General features: G+C 61.9%; 22 protein-coding genes. 17 read left to right on the forward strand and 5 right to left on the reverse strand.

Annotation, left to right across the window (positions count from 1 at the left end; all coding sequences use genetic code 11):
• Positions 1-39 precede the first annotated feature (39 nt).
• On the reverse strand, positions 40-1,029 hold the full coding sequence (locus M5G11_RS14975) for a flagellar protein MotY (protein ID WP_273913398.1): 990 nt from the start codon (positions 1,027-1,029) through the stop codon (positions 40-42).
• Between the two features lie 132 nt (positions 1,030-1,161).
• Here M5G11_RS14975 and pyrC point away from each other — a divergent pair, with 132 nt between their 5' ends.
• Both pyrC and rnt read left to right on the forward strand, forming a co-directional pair.
• Positions 1,162-2,208, forward strand: a complete 1,047-nt coding sequence (gene pyrC / locus M5G11_RS14980) for a dihydroorotase (RefSeq protein ID WP_273913399.1) — start codon at positions 1,162-1,164, stop codon at positions 2,206-2,208.
• Positions 2,205-2,876, forward strand: coding sequence for a ribonuclease T (rnt, locus tag M5G11_RS14985; protein WP_273913400.1), 672 nt, complete (start codon positions 2,205-2,207; stop codon positions 2,874-2,876). The genes pyrC and rnt overlap by 4 nt, the downstream gene beginning before the upstream one ends.
• A 64-nt stretch (positions 2,877-2,940) precedes the next feature.
• Here rnt and M5G11_RS14990 read toward each other — a convergent pair whose 3' ends face one another.
• Complete coding sequence (locus M5G11_RS14990) at positions 2,941-3,543, reverse strand: peroxiredoxin (RefSeq protein WP_273913401.1); 603 nt, start codon at positions 3,541-3,543, stop codon at positions 2,941-2,943.
• Positions 3,544-3,777: 234 nt separating this feature from the next.
• Between M5G11_RS14990 and M5G11_RS14995 the strand changes: the two genes are divergently transcribed.
• Together M5G11_RS14995 and bfr are read left to right on the forward strand one after the other, a co-directional pair.
• Positions 3,778-3,996 carry a bacterioferritin-associated ferredoxin gene (locus tag M5G11_RS14995; RefSeq protein WP_045185737.1) on the forward strand — a complete coding sequence of 73 codons (219 nt, stop codon included), beginning with the start codon at positions 3,778-3,780 and terminating at the stop codon, positions 3,994-3,996.
• Between the two features lie 201 nt (positions 3,997-4,197).
• Complete coding sequence (bfr, locus tag M5G11_RS15000) at positions 4,198-4,668, forward strand: bacterioferritin (RefSeq protein WP_273913402.1); 471 nt, start codon at positions 4,198-4,200, stop codon at positions 4,666-4,668.
• Positions 4,669-4,796: 128 nt separating this feature from the next.
• Here the strand turns inward: bfr and grxD are convergent, their stop codons facing one another.
• Together grxD and M5G11_RS15010 are read right to left on the reverse strand one after the other, a co-directional pair.
• Positions 4,797-5,129 (reverse strand): Grx4 family monothiol glutaredoxin, encoded by a 333-nt coding sequence (grxD, locus tag M5G11_RS15005; protein WP_273913403.1) that lies wholly within the window; start codon positions 5,127-5,129, stop codon positions 4,797-4,799.
• 92 nt (positions 5,130-5,221) lie between these two features.
• Positions 5,222-7,330 carry a molybdopterin oxidoreductase family protein gene (locus M5G11_RS15010; RefSeq protein WP_273913404.1) on the reverse strand — a complete coding sequence of 703 codons (2,109 nt, stop codon included), beginning with the start codon at positions 7,328-7,330 and terminating at the stop codon, positions 5,222-5,224.
• A 385-nt stretch (positions 7,331-7,715) separates the two neighbouring features.
• Between M5G11_RS15010 and argF the strand changes: the two genes are divergently transcribed.
• Positions 7,716-8,636, forward strand: coding sequence for an ornithine carbamoyltransferase (gene argF / locus M5G11_RS15015; RefSeq protein ID WP_273913405.1), 921 nt, complete (start codon positions 7,716-7,718; stop codon positions 8,634-8,636).
• The gene (locus tag M5G11_RS15020; protein ID WP_273913406.1) at positions 8,633-9,742 is read left to right on the forward strand and encodes an ABC transporter ATP-binding protein; all 1,110 of its coding nucleotides are present in this window, start codon (positions 8,633-8,635) and stop codon (positions 9,740-9,742) included. The genes argF and M5G11_RS15020 overlap by 4 nt, the downstream gene beginning before the upstream one ends.
• 118 nt (positions 9,743-9,860) lie before the next feature.
• On the opposite strand, the gene ybaK is transcribed toward M5G11_RS15020, so the two are convergent.
• A complete protein-coding gene (gene ybaK / locus M5G11_RS15025; protein WP_273913407.1) occupies positions 9,861-10,331 on the reverse strand; it encodes a Cys-tRNA(Pro) deacylase in 471 nt (156 codons plus the stop codon).
• Between the two features lie 327 nt (positions 10,332-10,658).
• Between ybaK and M5G11_RS15030 the strand changes: the two genes are divergently transcribed.
• The 11 genes from M5G11_RS15030 (at position 10,659) to M5G11_RS15080 (ending at position 23,031) form a co-directional block, all read left to right on the forward strand.
• On the forward strand, positions 10,659-11,510 hold the full coding sequence (locus M5G11_RS15030; protein ID WP_273913408.1) for an MIP/aquaporin family protein: 852 nt from the start codon (positions 10,659-10,661) through the stop codon (positions 11,508-11,510).
• Between the two features lie 67 nt (positions 11,511-11,577).
• Positions 11,578-13,077 (forward strand): glycerol kinase GlpK, encoded by a 1,500-nt coding sequence (gene glpK, locus M5G11_RS15035; RefSeq protein ID WP_273913409.1) that lies wholly within the window; start codon positions 11,578-11,580, stop codon positions 13,075-13,077.
• A 240-nt stretch (positions 13,078-13,317) separates the two neighbouring features.
• The gene (locus tag M5G11_RS15040; protein ID WP_273913410.1) at positions 13,318-14,073 is read left to right on the forward strand and encodes a DeoR/GlpR family transcriptional regulator; all 756 of its coding nucleotides are present in this window, start codon (positions 13,318-13,320) and stop codon (positions 14,071-14,073) included.
• Positions 14,074-14,258: 185 nt separating this feature from the next.
• Positions 14,259-15,797 (forward strand): glycerol-3-phosphate dehydrogenase, encoded by a 1,539-nt coding sequence (gene glpD, locus M5G11_RS15045; RefSeq protein ID WP_273913411.1) that lies wholly within the window; start codon positions 14,259-14,261, stop codon positions 15,795-15,797.
• Positions 15,798-16,219: 422 nt separating this feature from the next.
• Complete coding sequence (locus tag M5G11_RS15050; RefSeq protein WP_273913412.1) at positions 16,220-17,134, forward strand: glutamate/aspartate ABC transporter substrate-binding protein; 915 nt, start codon at positions 16,220-16,222, stop codon at positions 17,132-17,134.
• 101 nt (positions 17,135-17,235) lie between these two features.
• Positions 17,236-17,982 (forward strand): amino acid ABC transporter permease, encoded by a 747-nt coding sequence (locus tag M5G11_RS15055; RefSeq protein WP_273913413.1) that lies wholly within the window; start codon positions 17,236-17,238, stop codon positions 17,980-17,982.
• Positions 17,979-18,647, forward strand: coding sequence for an amino acid ABC transporter permease (locus M5G11_RS15060; RefSeq protein ID WP_273913417.1), 669 nt, complete (start codon positions 17,979-17,981; stop codon positions 18,645-18,647). Before M5G11_RS15055 ends, M5G11_RS15060 begins: the two co-directional genes overlap by 4 nt.
• Entirely contained in the window at positions 18,644-19,378 is a 735-nt protein-coding gene (locus M5G11_RS15065; RefSeq protein ID WP_273913414.1) for an amino acid ABC transporter ATP-binding protein, read from the forward strand. The genes M5G11_RS15060 and M5G11_RS15065 overlap by 4 nt, the downstream gene beginning before the upstream one ends.
• Before the next feature lie 69 nt (positions 19,379-19,447).
• On the forward strand, positions 19,448-21,355 hold the full coding sequence (aauS, locus tag M5G11_RS15070) for a two-component sensor histidine kinase AauS (protein WP_273913415.1): 1,908 nt from the start codon (positions 19,448-19,450) through the stop codon (positions 21,353-21,355).
• Positions 21,352-22,677 carry a two-component response regulator AauR gene (aauR, locus tag M5G11_RS15075; protein WP_273913416.1) on the forward strand — a complete coding sequence of 442 codons (1,326 nt, stop codon included), beginning with the start codon at positions 21,352-21,354 and terminating at the stop codon, positions 22,675-22,677. Before aauS ends, aauR begins: the two co-directional genes overlap by 4 nt.
• Positions 22,678-22,701: 24 nt before the next feature.
• Entirely contained in the window at positions 22,702-23,031 is a 330-nt protein-coding gene (locus tag M5G11_RS15080; protein ID WP_273913418.1) for a GlpM family protein, read from the forward strand.
• Positions 23,032-23,119: the final 88 nt, after the last annotated feature.

Genomic DNA, 23,119 nt, shown 5'->3' on the forward strand with positions numbered 1-23,119 from the left:
GCGACAGGAACTGTCGAGAGCGCGACGATCGGTCGCGCCTCAGAGCTTCGCTGGTGCCTTGCTTGTCGCGGTTTGCGGGGCCGTGGCCGGTTGCGCAGGCGCGGTGCCCGCAGCCGGTGCACCTGGCGCTGGAGCGACAGGCTTGTCGGCGGCTTTTTCAACCGGCTTTTCTACCGGCGCGACGCGGTCCAGGGTGATGTTTACCCGCCGGTTGCGTGCGCGGTTGGCGGCATTGTTGTTGGCGGCCAGCGGATAACGCTCGCCATGGAAGCGCACGGTCATCTGCCCTTCGGGGAATCCATTGGCCTTGAAGTACTCCATCACCGCCAACGCACGCCGGCGCGACAGGTCGCGGTTGGTCAGGCGATTGCCGCTGTTGTCGGAGTGGCCGTCGATCTCGATCTGATTGACGGTCGGGTCGGCCTTGATGAAGTCCATGATGACCTCCAGGCGTGCGCGAGCATCGGCATCCAGATCGATACCGCCCCCCGGGAAACCGACCCGGGCCTGGCGGATCTGGTCGAAGTTCATCGGCAGCAGCTTGGCGGCGCACACCTGGTAATCACCCCAGGCCTTGTTGAACTTCACTGGCAGCAGGCGCACCTCCATGGCCCGCCCGGCTTCACCGGCGTAACTGCGCACCACAGTGCTGCGCCCGTCCATCAGGCCGTTGATCAGGCGGCTGGCCTGGCCTTGCGAGCTGGTGAAGAGCACGCCGTTGCGCGCCAGGCGCACCGCGCCGAGGTTGATATCGCCACGCCCCGGCTGCCACGGCGCGGCGGCCGCCAACAGGGTGGCGGAGCCTGCGCCCAGCAAACTGGCGCTGGAGCGCAACTGGAAGGTGGCTTGCTCCCCGGCGCGGCGCACGAACTCGCCGGTGCCGAAATCGGCCACGGGCTGGATCAGGCGGCATTCGAACTGATCGCCCTCGACTTTCCACTCGACGTTCTCCACGCGAGTCTGGAAGGTGAGTGCCACGGCCGGCAGGCTGGCAAACATACTGAGCAGGGCTAGATAACGCTGGCGCACGGGCGGCTCCACAAATTGCTTACGGCTTACCAGCAGGCTATCGGACGCTGCTGGCAAAACTTGATAGCGAGTGCTCGCATCGGGCTTTTCCGGTAGCATTCAGCCTTGAGTTCGACCCGCCTGGAATCCCCAATGTCCGACCGCCTGACCCTCCTGCGTCCCGACGACTGGCATATCCATCTTCGTGATGGTGCTGTTCTGCCCCACACCGTCGGCGACGTGGCGCGCACCTTTGCTCGCGCCATCATCATGCCCAACCTGGTGCCTCCGGTGCGTAATGCTGCCGAAGCCGGCGCCTACCGTGAGCGCATCCTGGCTGCCCGCCCTGCCGGCAGCCGCTTCGAACCGCTGATGGTCCTGTACCTCACCGACCGTACCCAGCCTGAAGACATCCGCACGGCCAAGGCCAGCGGTTTCGTCCATGCTGCCAAGATGTACCCGGCCGGCGCGACCACCAACTCGGACTCGGGTGTCACCAGCCTCGACAAGATCTACGACGTGCTTGAAGCCATGGCCGAAGTCGGCATGCCTTTGCTGGTACACGGCGAAGTGACCCGTCCCGAGGTCGACGTGTTCGACCGCGAGAAGCTGTTCATCGACGAGCACCTGCGCCGTGTAGTCGAGCGCTTCCCGACGCTGAAAGTGGTGTTCGAACACATCACCACCGCCGAGGCTGCGCAGTTCGTCATGGAGGCACCGGCCAACGTCGGCGCGACCATCACCGCCCAGCACCTGCTGTACAACCGCAACCACATGTTGGTTGGCGGTATTCGCCCGCACTTCTATTGCCTGCCGATCCTCAAGCGCAACACCCACCAGGTGGCGCTGCTGGACGCCGCTACCAGCGGCAGCAGCAAGTTCTTCCTCGGTACCGACTCGGCGCCCCACGCACAGCACGCCAAGGAAGCCGCCTGCGGCTGCGCCGGCTGCTACACCGCGTACGCGGCGATCGAGATGTATGCCGAAGCATTCGAGCAGCGCAATGCGCTGGACAAGCTCGAAGGCTTTGCCAGCCTGCACGGCCCGGCCTTCTATGGCCTGCCGGCGAACACCGACCGCATTACCCTGGTTCGCGAAAGCTGGACCGCACCAAGCAGCTTGCCATTCGGCGAGCAGACCGTAATTCCGCTGCGCGCCGGTGAGCAACTGCGCTGGCGCCTGCTGGAGGAAACCGCGTGAGCGAAGATCATTTCGACGAAGACCAGGAAGGTCATCGCGGCGGTTCCCGTCACCCGATGGCAGAGCGCTTTCGCGGCTACCTGCCAGTGGTGGTGGACGTCGAGACCGGTGGCTTCAACAGTGCCACCGACGCCCTGCTGGAGATCGCTGCGGTCACCATCGGCATGGACGACAAAGGCTTCCTGTTCCCTGAGCACACCTACTTCTTCCGGGTCGAACCGTTTGAAGGGGCGAACATCGAACAGGCGGCGCTGGAGTTCACCGGCATCAAGCTTGACCACCCACTGCGCATGGCCGTGAGTGAAGAAGCGGCACTGACCGACATCTTCCGTGGCATCCGCAAGGCGCTGAAAGCCAACGGCTGCAAGCGGGCGATCCTGGTCGGCCACAACAGCAGCTTCGACCTGGGCTTCCTCAATGCCGCCGTGGCGCGCAATGACATGAAGCGCAACCCGTTCCACCCGTTCTCCAGCTTCGACACCGCCACCCTGGCGGGCCTGGCCTACGGCCAGACCGTGCTGGCGCGTGCCTGCCAGAGCGCCGACATCGACTTCGACGGCCGTGAAGCGCACTCCGCGCGCTACGACACCGAGAAGACGGCCGAGCTGTTCTGCGGCATCGTCAATCGCTGGAAGCAGATGGGCGGCTGGCAAGACTTCAACGACTGAAGCCTTGCTTGCGCTGCACGCATAAAAAAACCGGCCACTTGGGCCGGTTTTTTATATCTGACGTTTACAGGCTTTCAGCATGCTCGGTCAGGTAGGCAGCAACGCCTTCTGGCGAAGCGGTCATGCCTTTGTCGCCTTTCTTCCAGTTGGCAGGGCAGACTTCGCCGTGCTCTTCGTGGAATTGCAGTGCGTCGACCAGACGGATCAGCTCTTCCATGTTGCGGCCCAGCGGCAGGTCGTTGACGATCTGCGAACGAACCACGCCTTTGTCGTCGATCAGGAACGCGCCACGGAAGGCCACGCCGCCTTCGGACTCAACGTCGTAGGCCTGGGCGATTTCGTGCTTGATGTCAGCGGCCATGATGTACTTGACCTGACCGATGCCGCCGTCATTGATGGCGGTGTTGCGCCAGGCGTTGTGGGTGAAGTGCGAGTCGATCGAGACCGCGATCACTTCAACGTTGCGCGCCTTGAAGTCGGCCATGCGGTTGTCCAGAGCGATCAGCTCGGACGGGCAGACAAAGGTGAAGTCCAGCGGGTAGAAGAACACCAGGCCGTATTTACCCTTGATGGCCGAAGCCAGGTTGAAGCTGTCGACGATTTCGCCGTTGCCCAGTACGGCTGGTACGGTGAAGTCTGGGGCGTTTTTACCAACGAGCACGCTCATTTGATATCTCCTGATGGTATTAAAATGGGATCACCCGACAGGCCTGAACCCGTCGGTATCACAAGGACCGTGCATCATACACTGCGATTGATGACACGCCGAATTTAAGGCCAGCCCCTGCAAAAATGTGCCACCGGTCGCTCTGGCACGCGGCTTTGCGAAAGAGTTTTGACAAGCATTCTCATTAACATTAAGCTTCTTCGCATTGAGCCTTTACCAGCGATGGTCTGCCTTATGTATGTGTGTCTTTGTGTTGGTGTGACCGATGGTCAGATCCGCGACGCTATCTATGAAGGATGCTGCAGCTACAAGGAAGTCCGTGCCGCCACCAACGTTGCCAGCCAGTGCGGCAAGTGTGCGTGCCTGGCCAAGCAGGTTGTGCGTGAAACCCTCACCGAATTGCAGGTCAGCCAGGCTGCACTGCCCTACCCTGTAGAATTTACAGCGGCGTAATTTCATCGAATTTAAAGAACCGGACCTCGTGTCCGGTTTTTTTATGCCCGCAATTCAATAAGTTAGCGTTCTAACGCGGAACACAAACATTCTTATTCCGATTAATTTTCACTTATTATTCAATAACTTAGGTTTGACAGTGGAAGTTGTCAGGCTCAAACTCCTGCTTATAGGCACACTTACACAGGGCAGGACCCCATCATGAAAGGCGACGTTAGCGTCATCCAGCATCTCAACAAGATCCTCGGAAACGAGCTGGTCACAATCAACCAATACTTCCTGCATGCGCGCATGTACGAAGACTGGGGTCTGGAAAAGCTCGGTAAGCACGAGTACAAGGAATCCATCGACGAGATGAAGCACGCTGACAAATTGATCAAGCGTATTCTCTTCCTCGAAGGCATCCCGAACGTTCAGGACCTCGGCAAATTGCTGATTGGTGAACACACCAAGGAAATGCTCGAGTGCGACCTGAAAATCGAGCAGAAAGGCCTGATTGACCTGAAAGCCGCGATTGCCCACTGCGAAACCGTAGGCGACTTCGGTAGCCGGGAAATGCTTGAAGACATCCTCGAGGCCGAGGAAGAGCATATCGACTGGCTGGAAACCCAGCTGAGCCTGATCGACAAGGTCGGCCTGGAAAATTACCTGCAGTCGCAGATGGGCGAATAAGCCCAGCTGGTTTTGCAGACATGAAAAAGCCCCGCCTAGGCGGGGCTTTTTTGTGGCCTTTAGGGCCTCATCGCCGGCAAGGCCGGCTCCCACAGAGTCTATGGGGCTGGCCGTGCTGCCGATGCTGCTTAAGCCTTGTCGGCAGCCTTGGCAGCGGCGTCCTTGATCAGGGTCTGCAGTTCGCCGTTGGCAAACATCTCAGCCATGATGTCGCTACCGCCGACCAGCTCGCCCGCTACCCACAGTTGTGGGAAGGTTGGCCAGTTGGCGTACTTTGGCAGGTTGGCGCGGATTTCCGGGTTTTGCAGGATGTCCACGTAAGCGAATTTCTCGCCACAACCCATCACAGCTTGCGCTGCCTTGGCCGAGAAGCCGCACTGCGGGGCATTCGGCGAACCTTTCATGTAAAGCAGAACAGTGTTGTTGGTAATCTGCTCTTTGATTGTTTCGATAATATCCATGAAGCACCTCGCGGCTGAACTTTCCGACCTGGTTGTCGGCACGGTGACGCATTGTATCGGAAAGCCAGGCACGACGCTCGGCCTTGCCGATATCAGGCCGCAACCACCTCCACCGGCACCCCGTTGAGCGCCGCATTGCCAGAAACAGCGTCGCGCTGACGCTCATCGGTCAGGTCGTTGGCACTGGCACCGGGCTGCGCCTGGGCGATGTCCAACTGCACCCCGGGACGGGCATGACCAAAACCATGCGGCAGGCTGACCACGCCCGGCATCATGTCGGTACTGGCCTGCACCTCGACCTCGATGCTGCCCACCCGCGATTGCACGCGCACCCGCTGGCCATCCTGCAGATGGCGGCCGGCCAGATCATCCGGGTGCATCAGCAACTGATGGCGTGGCTTGCCCTTCACCAGGCGATGGAAGTTGTGCATCCAGGAATTGTTGCTGCGCACGTGACGCCGGCCGATCAACAGCAACTGAGCGGCGCTGGGCGGCTGCTGGGCGGCAAAGCGCTCCAGGTCGGCGAGGATCGCTGGCGGTGCGGCCTCGATCTTCTGGCTGGCGGTCTTGAGGCGCGCGGCCAGGTTCGGCTGCAAGGGGCCCAGGTCGATACCGTGCGGATGCTGGTCCAGGGTGCTGATCGACAAATCAAAGGGCGAGCCTTCGCCATAGCGACCACCGCGCAGCCCCAGGTCGATCATCTGCGCCGGCGGCATTGTTGGCTTGAGCGGCTTTTCGGCCAGTGCGGCAAATGCCTTGGCCAAGCCAACGAAGATCTCCCAGTCATGCAGCGCACCTTCCGGTTTAGCCAGAATGGCCCGATTGAAACGCGACACATTGCGCACCGCGAACAGGTTGAATGTGGTGTCGTAGTGATCGTTCTCCAGCGCCGAGGTCGACGGCAGGATCAGGTCGGCATAGCGCGTGGTCTCGTTGATGTACAGGTCGATGCTGAGCATGAACGCCAGGCCATCCAGCGCCTGCTCCAACTGCCGGCCATTGGGCGTGGACAGCACCGGGTTACCCGCCACCGTCACCAGGGCGCGCACCTGCCCTTCGCCCTCGGTGAGCATCTCTTCGGCCAGGGCCACCACCGGCAGCTCGCCAGCGTACTCCGGCAACCCCGAGACACGGCTCTGCCACACATTGAAATGGCCGCCGCTGGTGCTGGCGACCAGGTCCACGGCAGGCTCGGTGCACAGCGCACCGCCTACCCGGTCGAGGTTGCCGCTGACCAGGTTGATCAACTGCATCAGCCAGTGGCACAGCGTGCCGAACGCCTGGGTCGAGACGCCCATGCGGCCGTAGCACACCGCCTTGTCGGCCGACGCGAAGTCGCGGGCCAACTGGCGGATCAACCCGGCGTCGATGCCGCAGAGCATGCTCATGACTTCCGGGGTAAAGCTCTTGAGCGCCTCGCGCACCTCGTCCAGCCCGTTGACCGGCAGGTGGCTGGCGCGGGTCAGCCCTTCTTCGAACAGGGTATTGAGCAGGCCGCACAGCAGCGCCGCATCGCCACCGGGGCGCACGAACAGGTGCTGGTCGGCGATGGCCGCCGTTTCACTACGTCGTGGATCGACCACCACCAGTTTGCCGCCACGGGCCTGGATCGCCTTCAGGCGCTTCTCGACATCGGGCACGGTCATGATGCTGCCATTGGAGGCCAGCGGGTTGCCGCCCAGGATCAGCATGAAGTCGGTGTTGTCGATGTCCGGAATCGGCAGCAGCAGGCCATGGCCGTACATCAGGAAGCTGGTCAGGTGATGCGGCAACTGGTCGACCGAGGTCGCCGAGAAACGATTGCGCGTCTTCAGCAGGCCGAGGAAGTAGTTGCTGTGGGTCATCAGCCCGTAGTTGTGCACGCTGGGGTTGCCCTGGTACACCGCCACGGCGTTCTGCCCGTGCTGTTGCTGCACGGCCCAGAGCTTTTCGGCGGCCAGGGCGAAGGCCTGCTCCCACGCGATCGGCTGCCACTGCTCGCCGACGCGCAGCATCGGGCTGCGCAAGCGGTTCGGATCATTCTGGATGTCCTGCAGGGCCACCGCCTTGGGGCAGATGTGGCCACGGCTGAAGCTGTCCTGGGCGTCGCCCTTGATCGAGCTGATGCGCGGGGTGCCGTCGTCTTCGCGGGTGACCTCCAGGGTCAGGCCGCAAATGGCCTCGCACAGGTGACAGGCGCGGTGGTGCACGGTCTTGTTCATGGCCGCCTCTTGTTCTGGGTCGCGGTGGGTAAGCCGACCTCGACTATGCCCCCCACCCCTGCCGGTGACCAGCGACGTTCGTCCCGTGAATCGCCCGGCATCAGTCTGGACGATGGTTCCAGAAACCCCGCTGGCGTTGCCAAGGCCGCGAAGGGCAGTGTAAAAAGCTTCTTTGGTCCCGATAAAAATAGCCTGACCAATGGCTTGCAACACATTCGCCAGCAGCGGATATGCAGCCACCTCTTGGTAAGACGCGACATTTAATTATAGTATTGCGTCTTCCCCAATTTCGTCGCCCCGTGCGGCTTTCGCCGCAGGTCTCTTCCGTTTTTCCTGAAAACCGGCTTTTGAAGATCTGCGGTCTGTTGCAAAAAGGTAGTCAATGATGAGCGCTAGGCACTTTCTCTCCCTGATGGATTTCACCGCCGATGAACTGGTCAGTGTGATCCGCCGAGGGATCGAGCTGAAAGACCTGCGTAACCGCGGCGTACTCTTCGAGCCCCTGAAGAACCGCGTGCTGGGCATGATCTTCGAGAAGTCCTCGACCCGTACCCGCCTGTCGTTCGAAGCGGGCATGATCCAGCTCGGCGGCCAGGCCATCTTCCTGTCGCCACGTGACACCCAACTGGGCCGTGGCGAGCCGATCGGCGACTGCGCCATCGTCATGTCGCGCATGCTCGATGCGGTGATGATCCGCACCTTCGCCCACAGCACCCTGACCGAATTCGCGGCCAATTCGCGCGTGCCGGTGATCAACGGCCTGTCCGATGACCTGCACCCGTGCCAACTGCTGGCCGACATGCAAACCTTCCTTGAGCACCGTGGCGCCATCCAGGGCAAGACCGTGGCCTGGGTCGGTGACGGCAACAACATGTGCAACAGCTATATAGAAGCGGCGATCCAGTTCGACTTCCAGCTGCGCATCGCCTGCCCCGAGGGTTTCGAGCCGAACGCCAAGTTCCTGGCCCAGGCTGGCGAGCGCGTGACCATTGTGCGTGATCCCAAGCAAGCCGTAGCCGGCGCCCACCTGGTGAGCACCGATGTCTGGACTTCCATGGGTCAGGAAGAGGAAACTGCTCGGCGTCTGGCGCTGTTTGCGCCTTATCAGGTCAATCGCGAACTGCTCGACCTGGCGGCACCCGATGCCCTGTTCATGCACTGCCTGCCCGCCCACCGTGGCGAGGAAATCAGCCTGGACCTGCTCGACGACCCCCGTTCGGTCGCCTGGGACCAGGCCGAAAACCGCTTGCATGCACAGAAGGCGCTTCTCGAATTTCTTGTTGAACCGGCCTATCACCACGCATGAGTCAACCTTTACTGCTCAACCTGCGCAACCTCGCCTGCGGCTATGGCGAGGCGCGCATCGTCCAGAACCTCAACCTGCACCTCAATGCCGGTGACATCGGCTGCCTGCTGGGCTCCTCGGGGTGCGGCAAGACCACCACCCTGCGCGCCATTGCCGGCTTCGAGCCGGTGCACGAGGGCGAGATCCTGCTGGCTGGCGAAGTCATTTCCAAGGCTGGTTTCACCCTGGCCCCGGAGAAACGCCGGATCGGCATGGTGTTCCAGGACTACGCGCTGTTCCCGCATCTGACGGTCAGCGAGAACATCGCCTTCGGCATCGGCAAGCACCCGCAAAAGCACCAGGTGGTTGAAGAGATGCTCGAGCTGGTCAAGCTCGGTGGCTTGGGCGCGCGCTACCCGCACGAGTTGTCTGGCGGCCAGCAGCAGCGGGTTGCCCTGGCCCGCGCCTTGGCGCCGGAACCGCAACTGCTGCTGCTCGATGAGCCGTTCTCCAACCTCGATGTCGAGCTGCGTCGGCGCCTGAGCCATGAAGTGCGCGACATTCTAAAAAGCCGTGGCACCAGTGCGATCCTGGTAACCCATGACCAGGAAGAAGCCTTTGCCGTGAGCGACCATGTCGGGGTGTTCAAGGAAGGTCGCCTGGAGCAGTGGGATACCCCTTACAACCTCTACCATGAGCCGTTCACGCCGTTTGTGGCGAGCTTCATTGGCCAGGGTTATTTCATTCGCGGGCAGATGCTCAGCCCTGAGTCGGTGCAGACCGAGCTGGGCGAACTGTTGGGCAACCGTGCCTACACCATGCCGATGGGCAGTGCAGTGGATGTCTTGCTGCGTCCGGACGATATCGTGCATGCGCCTGATAGCGCGCTGAAGGCGAAGATCGCCGGCAAGAGCTTCCTCGGTGCCTCGACCCTGTACCGCCTGCAACTGCCGACTGGTAGCCAGCTGGAGGCGATCTTCCCGAGCCACTTCGATTACCAGGTGGGTAATGATGTCGGCATCAAGGTGGCGGCGGATCACCTGGTGCTGTTTGCGGTGCCGGGGACGGTAGCGGCGCAGTTGCATACTGCCCAGAGTGGTGCGCGGCGCTTCAGCTCGGCGACCTGACCGGCGGACTGTGTTGAATGCCATCGCCGGCAAGGCCGGCTCCCACAGGGTTCAGCATCACTGCAAACACTGTGGGAGCCGGCCTTGCCGGCGATGAGGCCCGCGAATTTCGTAACGTTCAGCCGCGACCAATTGTCGCGAACCTGGCCTGGGTATGCTCAGCCAGCACCGCCGCCGACAACTCCACCTCCAGCCCACGCCGCCCGGCACTGACATAGATGGTCTCAAAAGGCTGCGCCGATTCATCGATGAACGTACGCAAGCGCTTCTTCTGCCCCAACGGGCTGATCCCCCCCAGCAAATACCCCGTGGAACGCTGCGCCGCCGCCGGGTCGGCCATCTCGCACCTCTTCACCCCAGCCGCATGGGCCAGCCCCTTGAGGTCCAGCGTGCCCACCACCGGTACCACCGCCACCAGCAACTCGCCCTTTTCACTGGCCGCGAGCAAGGTCTTGAACACCCGGCTCGGCTCCAGGCCCAGCTTCTCGGCCGCCTCCAAGCCATAGGACGCCGCTTTCGGGTCGTGTTCGTAACTGTGGATGCGGTGTTCAGCGCGCACCTTCTTGAGCAAATCCAGGGCGGGGGTCATGCAGGACTCCAAGCAAAGGGATCGGTACATTTTTGCTGGCTACTGTAGGGCAAAATCCGCCCCCCAACCACTCACCTCCTCCCCCTCCCCGGCACGCCGACCACGCAATCGATTGCGCATCAACCACCCACCAATAGTCAGATTGTGAATGGTGGTTCACTTTCGACCTTTGACATAAGCGTTTCTTGTCTATATTTTTTCGTTTCTGAATACAGAGAGTGCCCCGATACGGTGCACTTTTACCGCCACCCGACCGAAATGGGGATTTCTGTCGGGTTTTTGTCGAGCGCTCACAGCGCCTCACAACAACAAAAACCGAGGTAACGCATGACGACTGCTGTGCAACAACCGACGCTATCAAGCCAATGCATGGCCGAATTTCTCGGCACCGCGCTGTTCATCTTTTTCGGCACTGGCTGTGTCGCCGCGCTCAAGGTGGCGGGTGCAAGCTTCGGCTTGTGGGAAATCAGCATCATCTGGGGGGTCGGCGTGAGCATGGCGATCTACCTCACCGCCGGTGTTTCCGGCGCGCACCTGAACCCGGCCGTGAGCATCGCCCTCGCCCTGTTCGCCGGTTTCGACAAACGCAAACTGCCTTTTTACATCGTTGCCCAGATCGCCGGCGCCTTCTGCGGCGCGGCGTTGGTCTACACGCTCTATAGCAGCCTGTTCTTCGATTACGAACAAGCGCACAACCTGGTACGCGGCAGCCAGGCCAGCCTGGAGCTGGCCTCGGTATTCTCCACCTATCCGCACCCGGCATTGTCGGTAGGCCAGGCGTTCCTGGTCGAGATGATCATCACCGCCATCCTGATGGCCGTGATCATGGCACTGACCGACGACAACAACGGCCTGCCACGTGGCCCGCTCGCCCCCCTGCTGATCGGCTTGCTGATCGCGGTGATCGGCAGCGCCATGGGGCCGTTGACCGGCTTTGCGATGAACCCGGCCCGTGACCTGGGCCCGAAGATCATGACCTTCCTGGCGGGCTGGGGTGACGTGGCCTTTACCGGTGGCCGTGATATTCCCTATTTCCTGATTCCGATTTTTGCGCCAATCATAGGGGCATCCCTTGGCGCCGTTCTTTATCGCGGCGTGTTCGCCCGCCACCTGCCCCAGGCAGCCGCAGCGAACAGCGCAACCGACGAAACAGCTCAGGGCAAAACCCAGGCATCCTGATGCCGAATGCGGCGAGCCTGGCTCGCCCTGCCCTGACCTCCACCTTATTTAGTGCAAGGCCAACGACATGACAGACACCCAGAACAAGAACTACATCATTGCCCTGGACCAGGGCACGACCAGTTCGCGGGCCATCATTTTCGACCGTGACGCCAACGTGGTGGGGACTTCCCAGCGCGAATTCGCACAGCACTATCCACAAGCCGGCTGGGTTGAACACGACCCGATGGAAATCTTCGCCACCCAGAGCGCGACCATGGTCGAAGCCCTGGCCCAGGCAGGCCTGAGCCATGACCAGGTGGCCGCCATCGGCATCACCAACCAGCGTGAAACCACGGTGGTCTGGGACAAGGAAACCGGCCGCCCGGTGTACAACGCCATCGTCTGGCAGTGCCGTCGCAGCACCGAGATCTGCGAGCAGCTCAAGCGCGAAGGCCTGCAAGACTACATTCGCGAAACCACCGGCCTGGTGACCGACCCGTACTTCTCCGGCACCAAGCTGAAGTGGATCCTCGACAACGTCGAAGGTGCCCGCGAGCGCGCCGAGCGCGGCGACCTGCTGTTCGGCACCGTCGACACCTGGCTGATCTGGAAATTCTCCGGCGGCAAGGTGCATGTCACCGACTACACCAACGCCTCGCGCACCATGCTCTTCAACATCCATACCCTGCAGTGGGATGAGAAGATGCTGGAGGTGCTGGATATTCCCAAGCAGATGCTGCCCAAGGTGTGTTCGTCGTCCGAAGTGTACGGCCACACCAAGAGCGGCATTGCCATCGCAGGTATCGCTGGCGACCAGCAAGCGGCACTGTTCGGCCAGATGTGCGTTGAGCCGGGCCAGGCCAAGAACACCTACGGCACGGGCTGCTTCCTGCTGATGAACACCGGCGACAAGGCGGTCAAGTCGTCCCACGGCCTGCTGACCACCATCGCCTGCGGCCCGCGCGGCGAAGTGGCCTATGCCCTGGAAGGTGCGGTCTTCAACGGCGGCTCCACCGTGCAGTGGCTGCGTGACGAACTGAAGATCGTCAACGATGCCCACGACACCGAATACTTCGCCAGCAAGGTCAAGGACAGCAACGGCGTGTACCTGGTACCGGCTTTCACCGGCCTGGGCGCACCGTACTGGGACCCGTATGCACGGGGCGCGCTGTTCGGCCTGACCCGTGGGGTCAAGGTTGATCACATCATCCGTGCAGCCCTGGAGTCGATTGCCTACCAGACCCGCGACGTACTCGACGCCATGCAGGCCGATTGCGGCGAGCGCCTGAGCGAGCTGCGGGTGGACGGTGGCGCGGTAGCCAACAACTTCCTCATGCAGTTCCAGGCGGACATCCTCGGCACCTGTGTCGAGCGCCCGCAAATGCGTGAAACCACGGCACTTGGCGCCGCCTACCTGGCGGGCCTGGCGTGTGGTTTCTGGAGCAGCCTGGATGAGTTGCGCGGCAAGGCGATCATCGAGCGCGAGTTCACCCCGCAGCTCGATGAAGTGCAGAAAGAGAAGCTGTACGCCGGCTGGCTGAAAGCCGTCGACCGCACGCGTGACTGGGAACCGCACGAGGAATAAGCCCTCAGTACACCCTGTGGGAGCCGGCCTTGCCGGCGATGGCATCAATGCTTTGCCAGTGAATGCGCGGTGTCTGCATCGCTGGCAAAGCCAGCTCCCACAGTGGATTGAGCAAGGCATTTGCTCCCACTGTCAGGGTGTCCCTCCACAGGTTGCAGATTCAGGGAACAGGCATGCTGGTCGTGAGGCCATTCCTGCGGCATCATGGCGCCATTTGCCCGGCAGCCCCAAGGACCGCCCATGAATCTGCCCCCTCGCCAACAACAAATACTCGAGCTGGTCCGCGAACGCGGTTACGTCAGTATCGAAGAAATGGCACAGCTGTTCGTCGTTACCCCGCAAACCATCCGCCGTGATATCAACCAGCTCGCCGAAGTGAACCTGCTACGCCGTTACCACGGTGGCGCCGCCTACGACTCGAGCATCGAAAACACCGCCTACGCCATGCGTGCCGACCAGATGCGCGACGAGAAACAGCGCATCGCCGAAGCCATCGCCCGGCAGATCCCCGATCACGCCTCGCTATTCATCAACATCGGCACCACCACCGAATCCATCGCCCGCGCCCTGCTCAACCACAACCACCTGAAGATCATCACCAACAACCTGCACGTGGCCTCGATCCTCAGTGCCAAGGATGACTTCGAAGTGCAACTGGCCGGCGGCAACGTGCGCCGCGACGGCGGCGTGGTCGGCCAGGCGAGCGTCGACTTCATCAACCAGTTCAAGGTCGACTTCGCCCTGGTCGGCATCAGCGGCATCGACGAAGACGGCAGCCTGCTCGACTTCGACTACCAGGAAGTGCGCGTGTCCCAGGCGATCATCGCCAACGCCCGCCAGGTGATCCTCGCCGCCGACTCCAGCAAGTTCGGACGCAACGCCATGGTCCGCCTCGGCTCGATCAGCCTGATCGACTGCCTGGTGACCGACCAGGCCCCAGTCCCCGCCCTCACCCAACTGCTCAATCAGTACAAGATCCGCCTCGAAGTGGTCTGACTGCCCCCACGCTGCCATCGCAACGATGGCAGCGCACGATGTTCACTATTTTTCATTTAATTGTCATCTGATCAGTATTTTCTATTGAAAGCGACTGGCGGCCGCCATTTCATTGCGCTACCATTTTCGAAAGTGAACATTAATGTTCAGATTCGCTATAAAAACGACTTTCATGAGGCCGTCCCGTGTCCCACTCCAGCTTGTCATCGCCCGCCCTTGCCGAAATCTATGACGTCGCCGTTATTGGCGGTGGCATCAATGGTGTCGGTATCGCCGCCGATGCAGCCGGGCGCGGCCTGTCGGTGTTCCTTTGCGAAAAGGACGACCTGGCCAGCCACACCTCCTCGGCCAGCAGCAAGCTGATCCACGGCGGCCTGCGCTACCTGGAGCACTACGAGTTCCGCCTGGTGCGCGAAGCCCTGGCCGAGCGTGAAGTGCTGTTGGCCAAGGCGCCGCACATCGTCAAGCCGATGCGCTTCGTGCTGCCGCACCGCCCGCACCTGCGCCCGGCGTGGATGATCCGTGCCGGCCTGTTCCTTTACGATCACCTGGGCAAGCGCAAGAAGCTTGGCGCCTCGCGCAGCCTGCGCTTCGGCCCGGGCAACCCGCTCAAGCCGGCGATCACCCGCGGTTTCGAATACGCCGACTGCGCCGTCGACGACGCCCGCCTGGTGGTGCTCAACGCCATGGCCGCCCGTGAGCTGGGTGCGCACATCGTCACCCGTACCCGTTGCGTCAGCGCCTGTCGCACCGACGGCGTGTGGAACGTGCAGCTGGAACGTGCCGACGGCACCCTGCAGACCATCAAGGCTCGTGCGCTGGTCAATGCGGCCGGCCCGTGGGTATCGAAGTTCATCAAGGATGACCTGAAGCTGGAGGCGCCGTACGGCATCCGCCTGATCCAGGGCAGCCACCTGATCGTGCCGAAGCTGTACGAGGGCGAGCACGCCTACATCCTGCAGAACGAAGACCAGCGCATCGTCTTCGCCATTCCGTACCTGGAGCGTTTCACCCTGATCGGCACCACCGACCGCGAATACAGCGGCGACCCGGCCAAGGTAGCGATCACCGAGGCGGAAACCGACTACCTGCTCAAGGTGGTCAACCAGCACTTCAACCACCAGTTGAGCCGCGACGACATCCTCAGCACCTACTCGGGTGTGCGCCCGCTGTGCAACGACGAGTCGGACAACCCGTCGGCGGTGACCCGCGACTACACCCTGGCACTCTCGGCGAATGCCGGCGAAGCGCCGTTGCTCTCGGTGTTCGGCGGCAAGCTGACCACCTACCGCAAGCTGGCTGAGTCGGCGATGGCCGAGCTGACGCCTTACTTCACCCAGATGAAAGGCAGCTGGACCGCCACCTCGACCCTGCCGGGCGGCGAACAGATGACCACGCCACAGGCGCTGTGCGACGAGATCATGGCCCGTTGCGGCTGGTTGCCGGTGGAGTTGGCCAAGCGCTGGGCGCTGACCTATGGCAGCCGTGTGTGGCGCCTGCTCGAAGGCGTGCAAGGCCCGGATGACCTGGGCGAGGCAATCGGCGGTGGATTGTTCGCCCGCGAAGTAGATTACCTGTGCAGCGAGGAATGGGCAGTGGGTGCTGATGACATTCTTTGGCGCCGGACCAAGATGGGCCTGTTCATGACCCCGGCCGAACAGCAGGCGCTGTCGCATTACCTGCAACGGGTTGAATTGAGCCGTGGGCGGATTCAAGCGGCTTGAACCAGCGGTGAACTCAATCGCAATGTAGCCGCTGCCGTCAGGCTGCGCTCGCCTGCATGGCAGGCGCCGCGTTTGGGAGCCCTCACGGGCTCCAGCGCAGCCTGGCGGCAGCGGCTACATGAAGCCGGGCCCGTCCGGCGATGAGGCTCGTCTTCCAATAAACATTCTGTTTCACCCTGCCATTCGGTTTTCCGAACGCAACACCCCGCCACATTCGGCCATCCGTACGCCGACACCCTTCGCCTCCCCGTCAAAAAAAATTAATGCCCAGTAAAATCACGGTCTTATGATCAAAATCAGGGCTTGGCACGAGTCATGCTCTACACTCAGCACCCGAATGCGCAAAAGCTGCATTGCAACATTCGCTGAACGAAAGGGCCCGCCAACGGCCTCATAAAAAAAACAACGTCGAGGAAATTTTGATGCGTATCGTTCCCCATCTGTTGGGCGCCGCTGTTGCGGCCGCACTGATCAGCTCCCCAGCCATGGCCGCCGAGCTGACTGGCACCCTGAAGAAGATCAACGACTCGGGCACCATTACCCTGGGGCACCGCGACGCCTCCATTCCGTTCTCCTACATTGCTGACGCTTCGGGCAAACCGGTCGGCTACTCCCATGACATCCAGCTGGCAATCGTCGAGGCCCTGAAAAAGGACCTGAACAAGCCAGACCTGCAAGTCAAATACAACCTGGTCACCTCGCAAACCCGTATCCCGCTGGTGCAGAACGGCACCGTGGACGTCGAGTGCGGCTCCACCACCAACAACGTCGAGCGTCAGCAACAGGTCGACTTCTCGGTAGGCATCTTCGAGATCGGCACCCGCCTGCTGTCCAAGACTGACTCCAAGTACAAGGACTTCCCGGACCTGGCTGGCAAGAACGTGGTGACCACCGCCGGTACCACCTCCGAGCGCATCCTCAAGGCCATGAACGCCGACAAGCAGATGAAGATGAACGTCATCTCTGCCAAAGACCACGGCGAGTCGTTCCAGATGCTGGAATCGGGCCGTGCGGTCGCCTTCATGATGGACGACGCCCTGCTCGCCGGCGAAATGGCCAAGGCCAAGAAGCCAGCCGACTGGTCCGTTACCGGCACCCCGCAGTCCTATGAAATCTACGGCTGCATGGTTCGCAAGGACGACGCACCGTTCAAGAAGGCGGTCGATGACGCCATCGTTGCCCTCTACAAGTCGGGTGAGATCAACAAGATCTACGCCAAGTGGTTCCAGTCGCCGATTCCACCAAAAGGCCTGAACCTGAACTTCCCGATGAGCGAAGAGCTCAAGGCGCTGATCGCCAACCCTACCGACAAAGCTGCAGACGAAAAGAAGTCCTGATCCCCAGCTAGTTAGTGTCTAACCTTTCATCCGAGGGCGCCGCGTGCGCCCCCGGATGCTCGAAGGTGCCCGTGAAACAACCGATCTGAGGGGAGACCCCGATGAATTACAACTGGGACTGGGGCGTGTTCTTCAAGTCCACCGGCGTCGGCAGCGAAACCTATCTGGACTGGTATATCACCGGTTTGGGCTGGACCATCGCGATTGCCATTGCCGCCTGGATCATCGCGCTGCTGCTGGGCTCCTTGCTCGGCGTCATGCGTACTGTCCCGAACCGCGTGGTATCGGGTATCGCCACGTGCTACGTGGAACTTTTCCGTAATGTGCCGCTGCTGGTGCAGCTGTTCATCTGGTACTTCCTGGTGCCCGACCTGCTGCCTGAAAGCCTGCAGGAATGGTTCAAGCAAGACCTCAACCCGACCACCTCGGCGTTCATCAGCGTGGTGATCTGCCTGGGCCTGTTTACCGCCGCACGAGTGTGCGAACAGGTACGTACCGGCATTCAGGCACTGCCGCGTGGCCAGGAAGCCGCCGCCCGTGCCATGGGCTTCAGCCTGTCGCAGATCTACCGCAACGTGCTGCTGCCGCAAGCTTACCGGATCATCATTCCGCCGCTTACCTCCGAATTCCTGAACGTGTTCAAGAACTCCTCGGTAGCCTCGCTGATCGGCTTGATGGAACTGCTGGCGCAAACCAAGCAGACCGCCGAATTCTCCGCCAACCTGTTCGAGGCCTTCACCCTGGCCACCTTGATCTACTTCACCCTGAACATGGGCCTGATGCTGATCATGCGCATGATCGAGAAGAAAGTCGCGGTCCCGGGCCTGATCTCCGTGGGGGGTAAATAATGGACTTCAGTGACATCATCCCCGCCCTGCCAGGCCTGTGGAATGGCATGAAGCTGACCCTGCAACTGATGGTCATGGGCATTGTTGGCGGTATCGCACTGGGCACGGTCCTGGCGCTGATGCGCCTGTCGTCGAACAAGCTGCTGTCGCGCTTGGCCGGCGCCTACGTCAACTACTTCCGCTCCATCCCGCTGCTGCTGGTCATCACCTGGTTCTACCTGGCGGTGCCGTTCGTGCTGCGCTGGATCACCGGCGAAGACACCCCGATCGGCGCGTTCACCTCCTGCGTCGTGGCCTTCATGATGTTCGAGGCGGCGTACTTCTGCGAAATCGTCCGGGCGGGCGTGCAGTCGATCGCCAAGGGCCAGATGGGCGCAGCGCAGGCCCTGGGCATGACCTATGGCCAGACCATGCGCCTGATCATCCTGCCCCAGGCGTTCCGCAAGATGACCCCGCTGCTGCTGCAGCAGAGCATCATCCTGTTCCAGGACACCTCGCTGGTCTACACCGTCGGCCTGGTCGACTTCCTCAACTCGGCACGCGCCAGTGGTGACATCGTTGGGCGCTCGAACGAGTTCCTGGTCTTCGCCGGCATCATCTACTTCGTCATCAGCTTCTCCGCTTCCTTCCTGGTCAAGCGTCTGCAGAAAAGGATAACCGTATGATTTCCATCAAGAACGTCAACAAGTGGTACGGCGACTTCCAGGTTCTGACCGATTGCAGCACCGAAGTGAAGAAAGGCGAAGTGGTGGTGGTTTGCGGGCCATCGGGCTCGGGCAAGTCGACCCTGATCAAGTGCGTCAACGCGCTGGAACCCTTCCAGAAGGGTGACATCATCGTCGACGGCACCTCGATTGCCGACCCGAAGACCAACCTGCCGAAACTGCGTTCGCGCGTTGGCATGGTGTTCCAGCACTTCGAGCTGTTCCCGCACCTGAGCATCACCGAAAACCTGACCATCGCGCAGATCAAGGTGCTGGGCCGCAGCAAGGAAGAAGCCACCAAGAAAGGCCTGCAACTGCTGGAGCGCGTAGGCCTCTCGGCTCACGCCCACAAGCACCCCGGCCAGCTCTCCGGTGGCCAGCAGCAGCGTGTGGCGATTGCCCGCGCACTGGCCATGGACCCGATCGTCATGCTGTTCGACGAACCGACCTCGGCACTGGACCCGGAAATGGTCAGCGAAGTACTGGACGTGATGGTCCAGCTGGCCAACGAAGGCATGACCATGATGTGCGTCACCCACGAAATGGGCTTTGCACGCAAGGTGGCCAACCGGGTCATCTTCATGGACAAGGGCAACATCATCGAGGACTGCACCAAGGAAGAGTTCTTCGGTGACCAGTCGGCCCGTGACGAGCGCACCCAGCACTTCCTGAGCAAAATCCTGCAACACTGATGCAGCCACCAACACCCGCTGAATGGCGCATGCCGGACAGCGGGTGCTGGTCGTTATAAGGCCACTGTGATGAAATGCGATCCCACGCTCTTTCGCCCAGCCAAGCCTGCCCTTGCCGTGAAGCCCCGTCTGATCCGCCACCTGTTCCTGCCGCCCCTGATCCTCCTGTTGATGATCGGCCTGGGCGTGGTCGGCTATCTGGTCAGCGAGCACAACGGCATCCGCACCTTGAGCGAAACCGGCGAGCGCCAGCTTGAGCTGCACGCGCGCGCGGTCGAGAGCGAGATCAGCAAGTACACCTACCTGCCGAGCCTGCTGGAACTGGAAAACAGTGTTTCCAGCCTGCTCACCGAACCCGATGGCGAACACCGCCAGGCGGTCAACGAATACCTTGAAGGCCTGAACCGGCGCAGCCGCAGCCGGGCGATCTTCGTGCTCGACAACAATGGCCGGGTGCAGGCCACCAGCAACTGGCGCGATGTCGACAGTTTCCTCGGTGAAGACCTGTCCTTCCGCGCCTACTTCCAGGACGCCGTGCGCGGCCAGCCGGGCCGCTTCTACGGCATCGGCAGCACCACCGGCGAACCCGGCTACTTCCTCGCCCATGGCCTGGAAGAGCACGGCAAGATCATCGGCGTCGCGGTGATCAAGGTGCGCCTGGAGGCCATGGAAGAACGCTGGCAGCGCGCCCGCCTGGAAGCCTTCGTCAGCGACGAGAACGGCATCATCATCCTCTCCAGCGACCCGGCGCGGCGCTTGAAGTCGGTGCGCCCGCTGACGCCCGAGATCAAGGAGCGCCTGGCGCGCAGCCTGCAGTACTACTGGTTCCCGCTCAACGAGCTGCAACCGCTGGCGCGGGAAAAACTCGCGGATGGCGTCGAGAAGCTGACCTTCCCGGCCAATGCCGAAATCGCCGACGGCCCGCGTGAGGTGACCTACCTGGCGCAGACCCGGCGGCTGATCGACACGCCCTGGCATTTCACCCTGCTCACCCCGCTGCAGGACCTGCGCCGCGAGTCGATCATCCAGGGCGTGCTGGTGGCGATTGCCTTCGCCCTACTGGCCATCGTGCTGATTGCCTGGAACGAGCGGCGCAAGGTGATCGCCACGCGCCTGGCGGCCCGTGAAGCGCTGGAAGAAGCCAACAACCAGCTCGAACGCAAGATTACCGAGCGTACTGCCGACCTGCGCGCCAGCAACGATCGCCTCAAGGGGCAGATCCGCGAGCGCCGGCATGCCGAGCAGACCCTGCGCCATGCCCAGGACGAACTGGTGCAGGCCGGCAAGCTTGCGGCCATCGGGCAGATGTCGACCAGCATCGCCCATGAACTGAACCAACCGCTGGCGGCCTTGCGCACGCTGTCGGGCAATACCGTGCGCTTCCTTGAGCGCGGCGCGCTGGAAACCGCCAGTGCCAACCTGCTGACCATGAACGACCTGATCGACCGCATGGGGCGCATTACCGCCAGCCTGCGCTCGTTTGCCCGACGCGGCGACGACCGTGGCCAATCCTCGCTGGCCAAGGCCGTGGACGCGGCCCAGCAGGTGCTCAACGCACGCATCGAGGGCAGTGGCCTCAAGGTGCATGCCGACTACACCGACCAGCAGTTGGCCATCGACCAGACCCGCCTGGAGCAGATCCTGGTCAACCTGATCGGCAACGCCCTGGATGCCATGGCCGCCGTGCCGTTGCCGCAACTGTGGCTGGAGGGCGAACTGCTGGGTGATCGCTATCGCCTGCGAGTGCGCGACAATGGCCACGGCATCGATGATGAAGCGCGCAAGCACCTGTTCGAACCTTTCTTTACGACCAAACCGGGCGAGCATGGCCTGGGCCTGGGCCTGACCTTGTCGGCCAGCCTTGCCGCCGCCGCCAGTGGCAGCCTGAGCGTCGAACACCCCGCCACTGGCGGTACGGCGTTCGTCCTCAGCCTGCCGCTGGTTACTGCCCCTACTGAATCCGCCGAGTCCCTATGAACGCATCGCCCCTTACCGTCCTGATTGTCGAAGACGACCCGCATGTGTTGCTCGGGTGCCAGCAGGCGCTGGCCCTGGAAGACATCGCCTGCGAAGGCGTCGGCAGCGCCGAGCTTGCCCTGGAGCGGATCGGCGACGACTTCGCCGGCATCGTCGTCAGCGACATTCGCCTGCCCGGCATTGATGGCCTGGAGCTGCTCAGCCGGCTCAAGGCGCGAGATCGCAGCCTGCCGGTGGTGTTGATTACCGGCCATGGCGATATCGACATGGCGGTTGGCGCCATGCGCAATGGCGCCTACGACTTCATGGAGAAGCCCTTCTCGCCGGAGCGTCTGGTCGAGGTGGTGCGCCGCGCGCTGGAGCAGCGCGGGCTGGCCCGTGAGGTGTTCTCCTTGCGCCGCCAGTTGGCCGAGCGCAGCACCCTGGAAGGTCGCATCATCGGCCGCTCGCCGGCCATGCAGAACCTGCGCGAACTGATCGCCAACGTGGCCGACACCTCCGCCAACGTGCTGATCGAGGGTGAGACCGGTACCGGCAAGGAACTGGTCGCCCGTTGCCTGCATGATTTCAGCCGGCGTCAGGGCCAGCCTTTTGTCGCGCTGAACTGCGGCGGGTTGCCGGAGAACCTCTTCGAGAGCGAGATTTTCGGCCATGAGGCCAACGCCTTTACCGGTGCAGGCAAGCGCCGCATCGGCAAGATCGAGCACGCCAATGGCGGCACGCTGTTCCTCGACGAAGTCGAGAGCATGCCGCTGAACCTGCAGATCAAGCTGTTGCGGGTGTTGCAGGAGCGTACCCTGGAGCGCCTGGGCTCGAACCAGAGCATCGCCGTGGATTGCCGGGTGATTGCCGCGACCAAGTCCGACCTGGATGCGCTGGGGCAGTCGGGGCAGTTCCGTAGCGACCTGTATTACCGGCTCAATGTGGTGACCCTGGAACTGCCGCCGCTGCGTGAGCGGCGTGAGGACATCCTGCAATTGTTCGAACACTTCCTTGAGCAGTCCTCTCTGCGTTTTGACCGCGAGATTCCGCAGTTGGACAGCCAGACCCTGTCGCGGCTGATGTCCCACGATTGGCCAGGCAACGTGCGCGAGTTGCGCAACGTTGCCGAGCGTTTTGCCCTGGGTTTGCCGGCCTTCAAGAAGAGCGGTGCCAATGTGGCGCAAAGCCTGGGCTTTGCCGAAGCAGTCGAGGCGTTCGAACGCAACCTGCTCAGCGACGCCCTGCAACGCACCGGCGGCAACCTCAGCCAGGCCAGCCTGGAACTGGGCATGGCCAAGACCACTCTGTTCGACAAAGTGAAGAAATACGGCCTTGGCTGATCAACAGGAGTGCATGTGGACCTGATTCTCAAAGCCTGCCTGGGCGCAGGCGTGGTGCTGATTCTTGCGGCGCTGGCCAAGACGCGTAACTACTACATCGCAGGGTTGGTGCCGCTGTTTCCGACCTTTGCGTTGATTGCGCATTACATTGTTGGCAAAGGGCGGTCGCTCGACGACCTGAAGACCACGATTCTGTTCGGGATGTGGTCGATCATTCCGTATTTTGTGTATTTGGCGGCGTTGTATGTGTTGGTGGATCGGATGCGGCTTGAGGCTTCACTGACGCTGGCGGCGGTGGCCTGGTTGATGGCGGCTACGGTGTTGGTGAGTGTTTGGGTTCGGGTGCATGCTTGACGGGATTGCTGGGATTTCTGGCTTGTGAATATCCGGCTTTTTTTGGGGGGCTGATGGCCCCTTCCGCCTTTACGGCGGGTCACTTTTG

The sequence above is a fragment of the Pseudomonas fontis genome (assembly GCF_028656955.1).
Taxonomy (GTDB): Bacteria; Pseudomonadota; Gammaproteobacteria; order Pseudomonadales; family Pseudomonadaceae; genus Aquipseudomonas; species Aquipseudomonas fontis.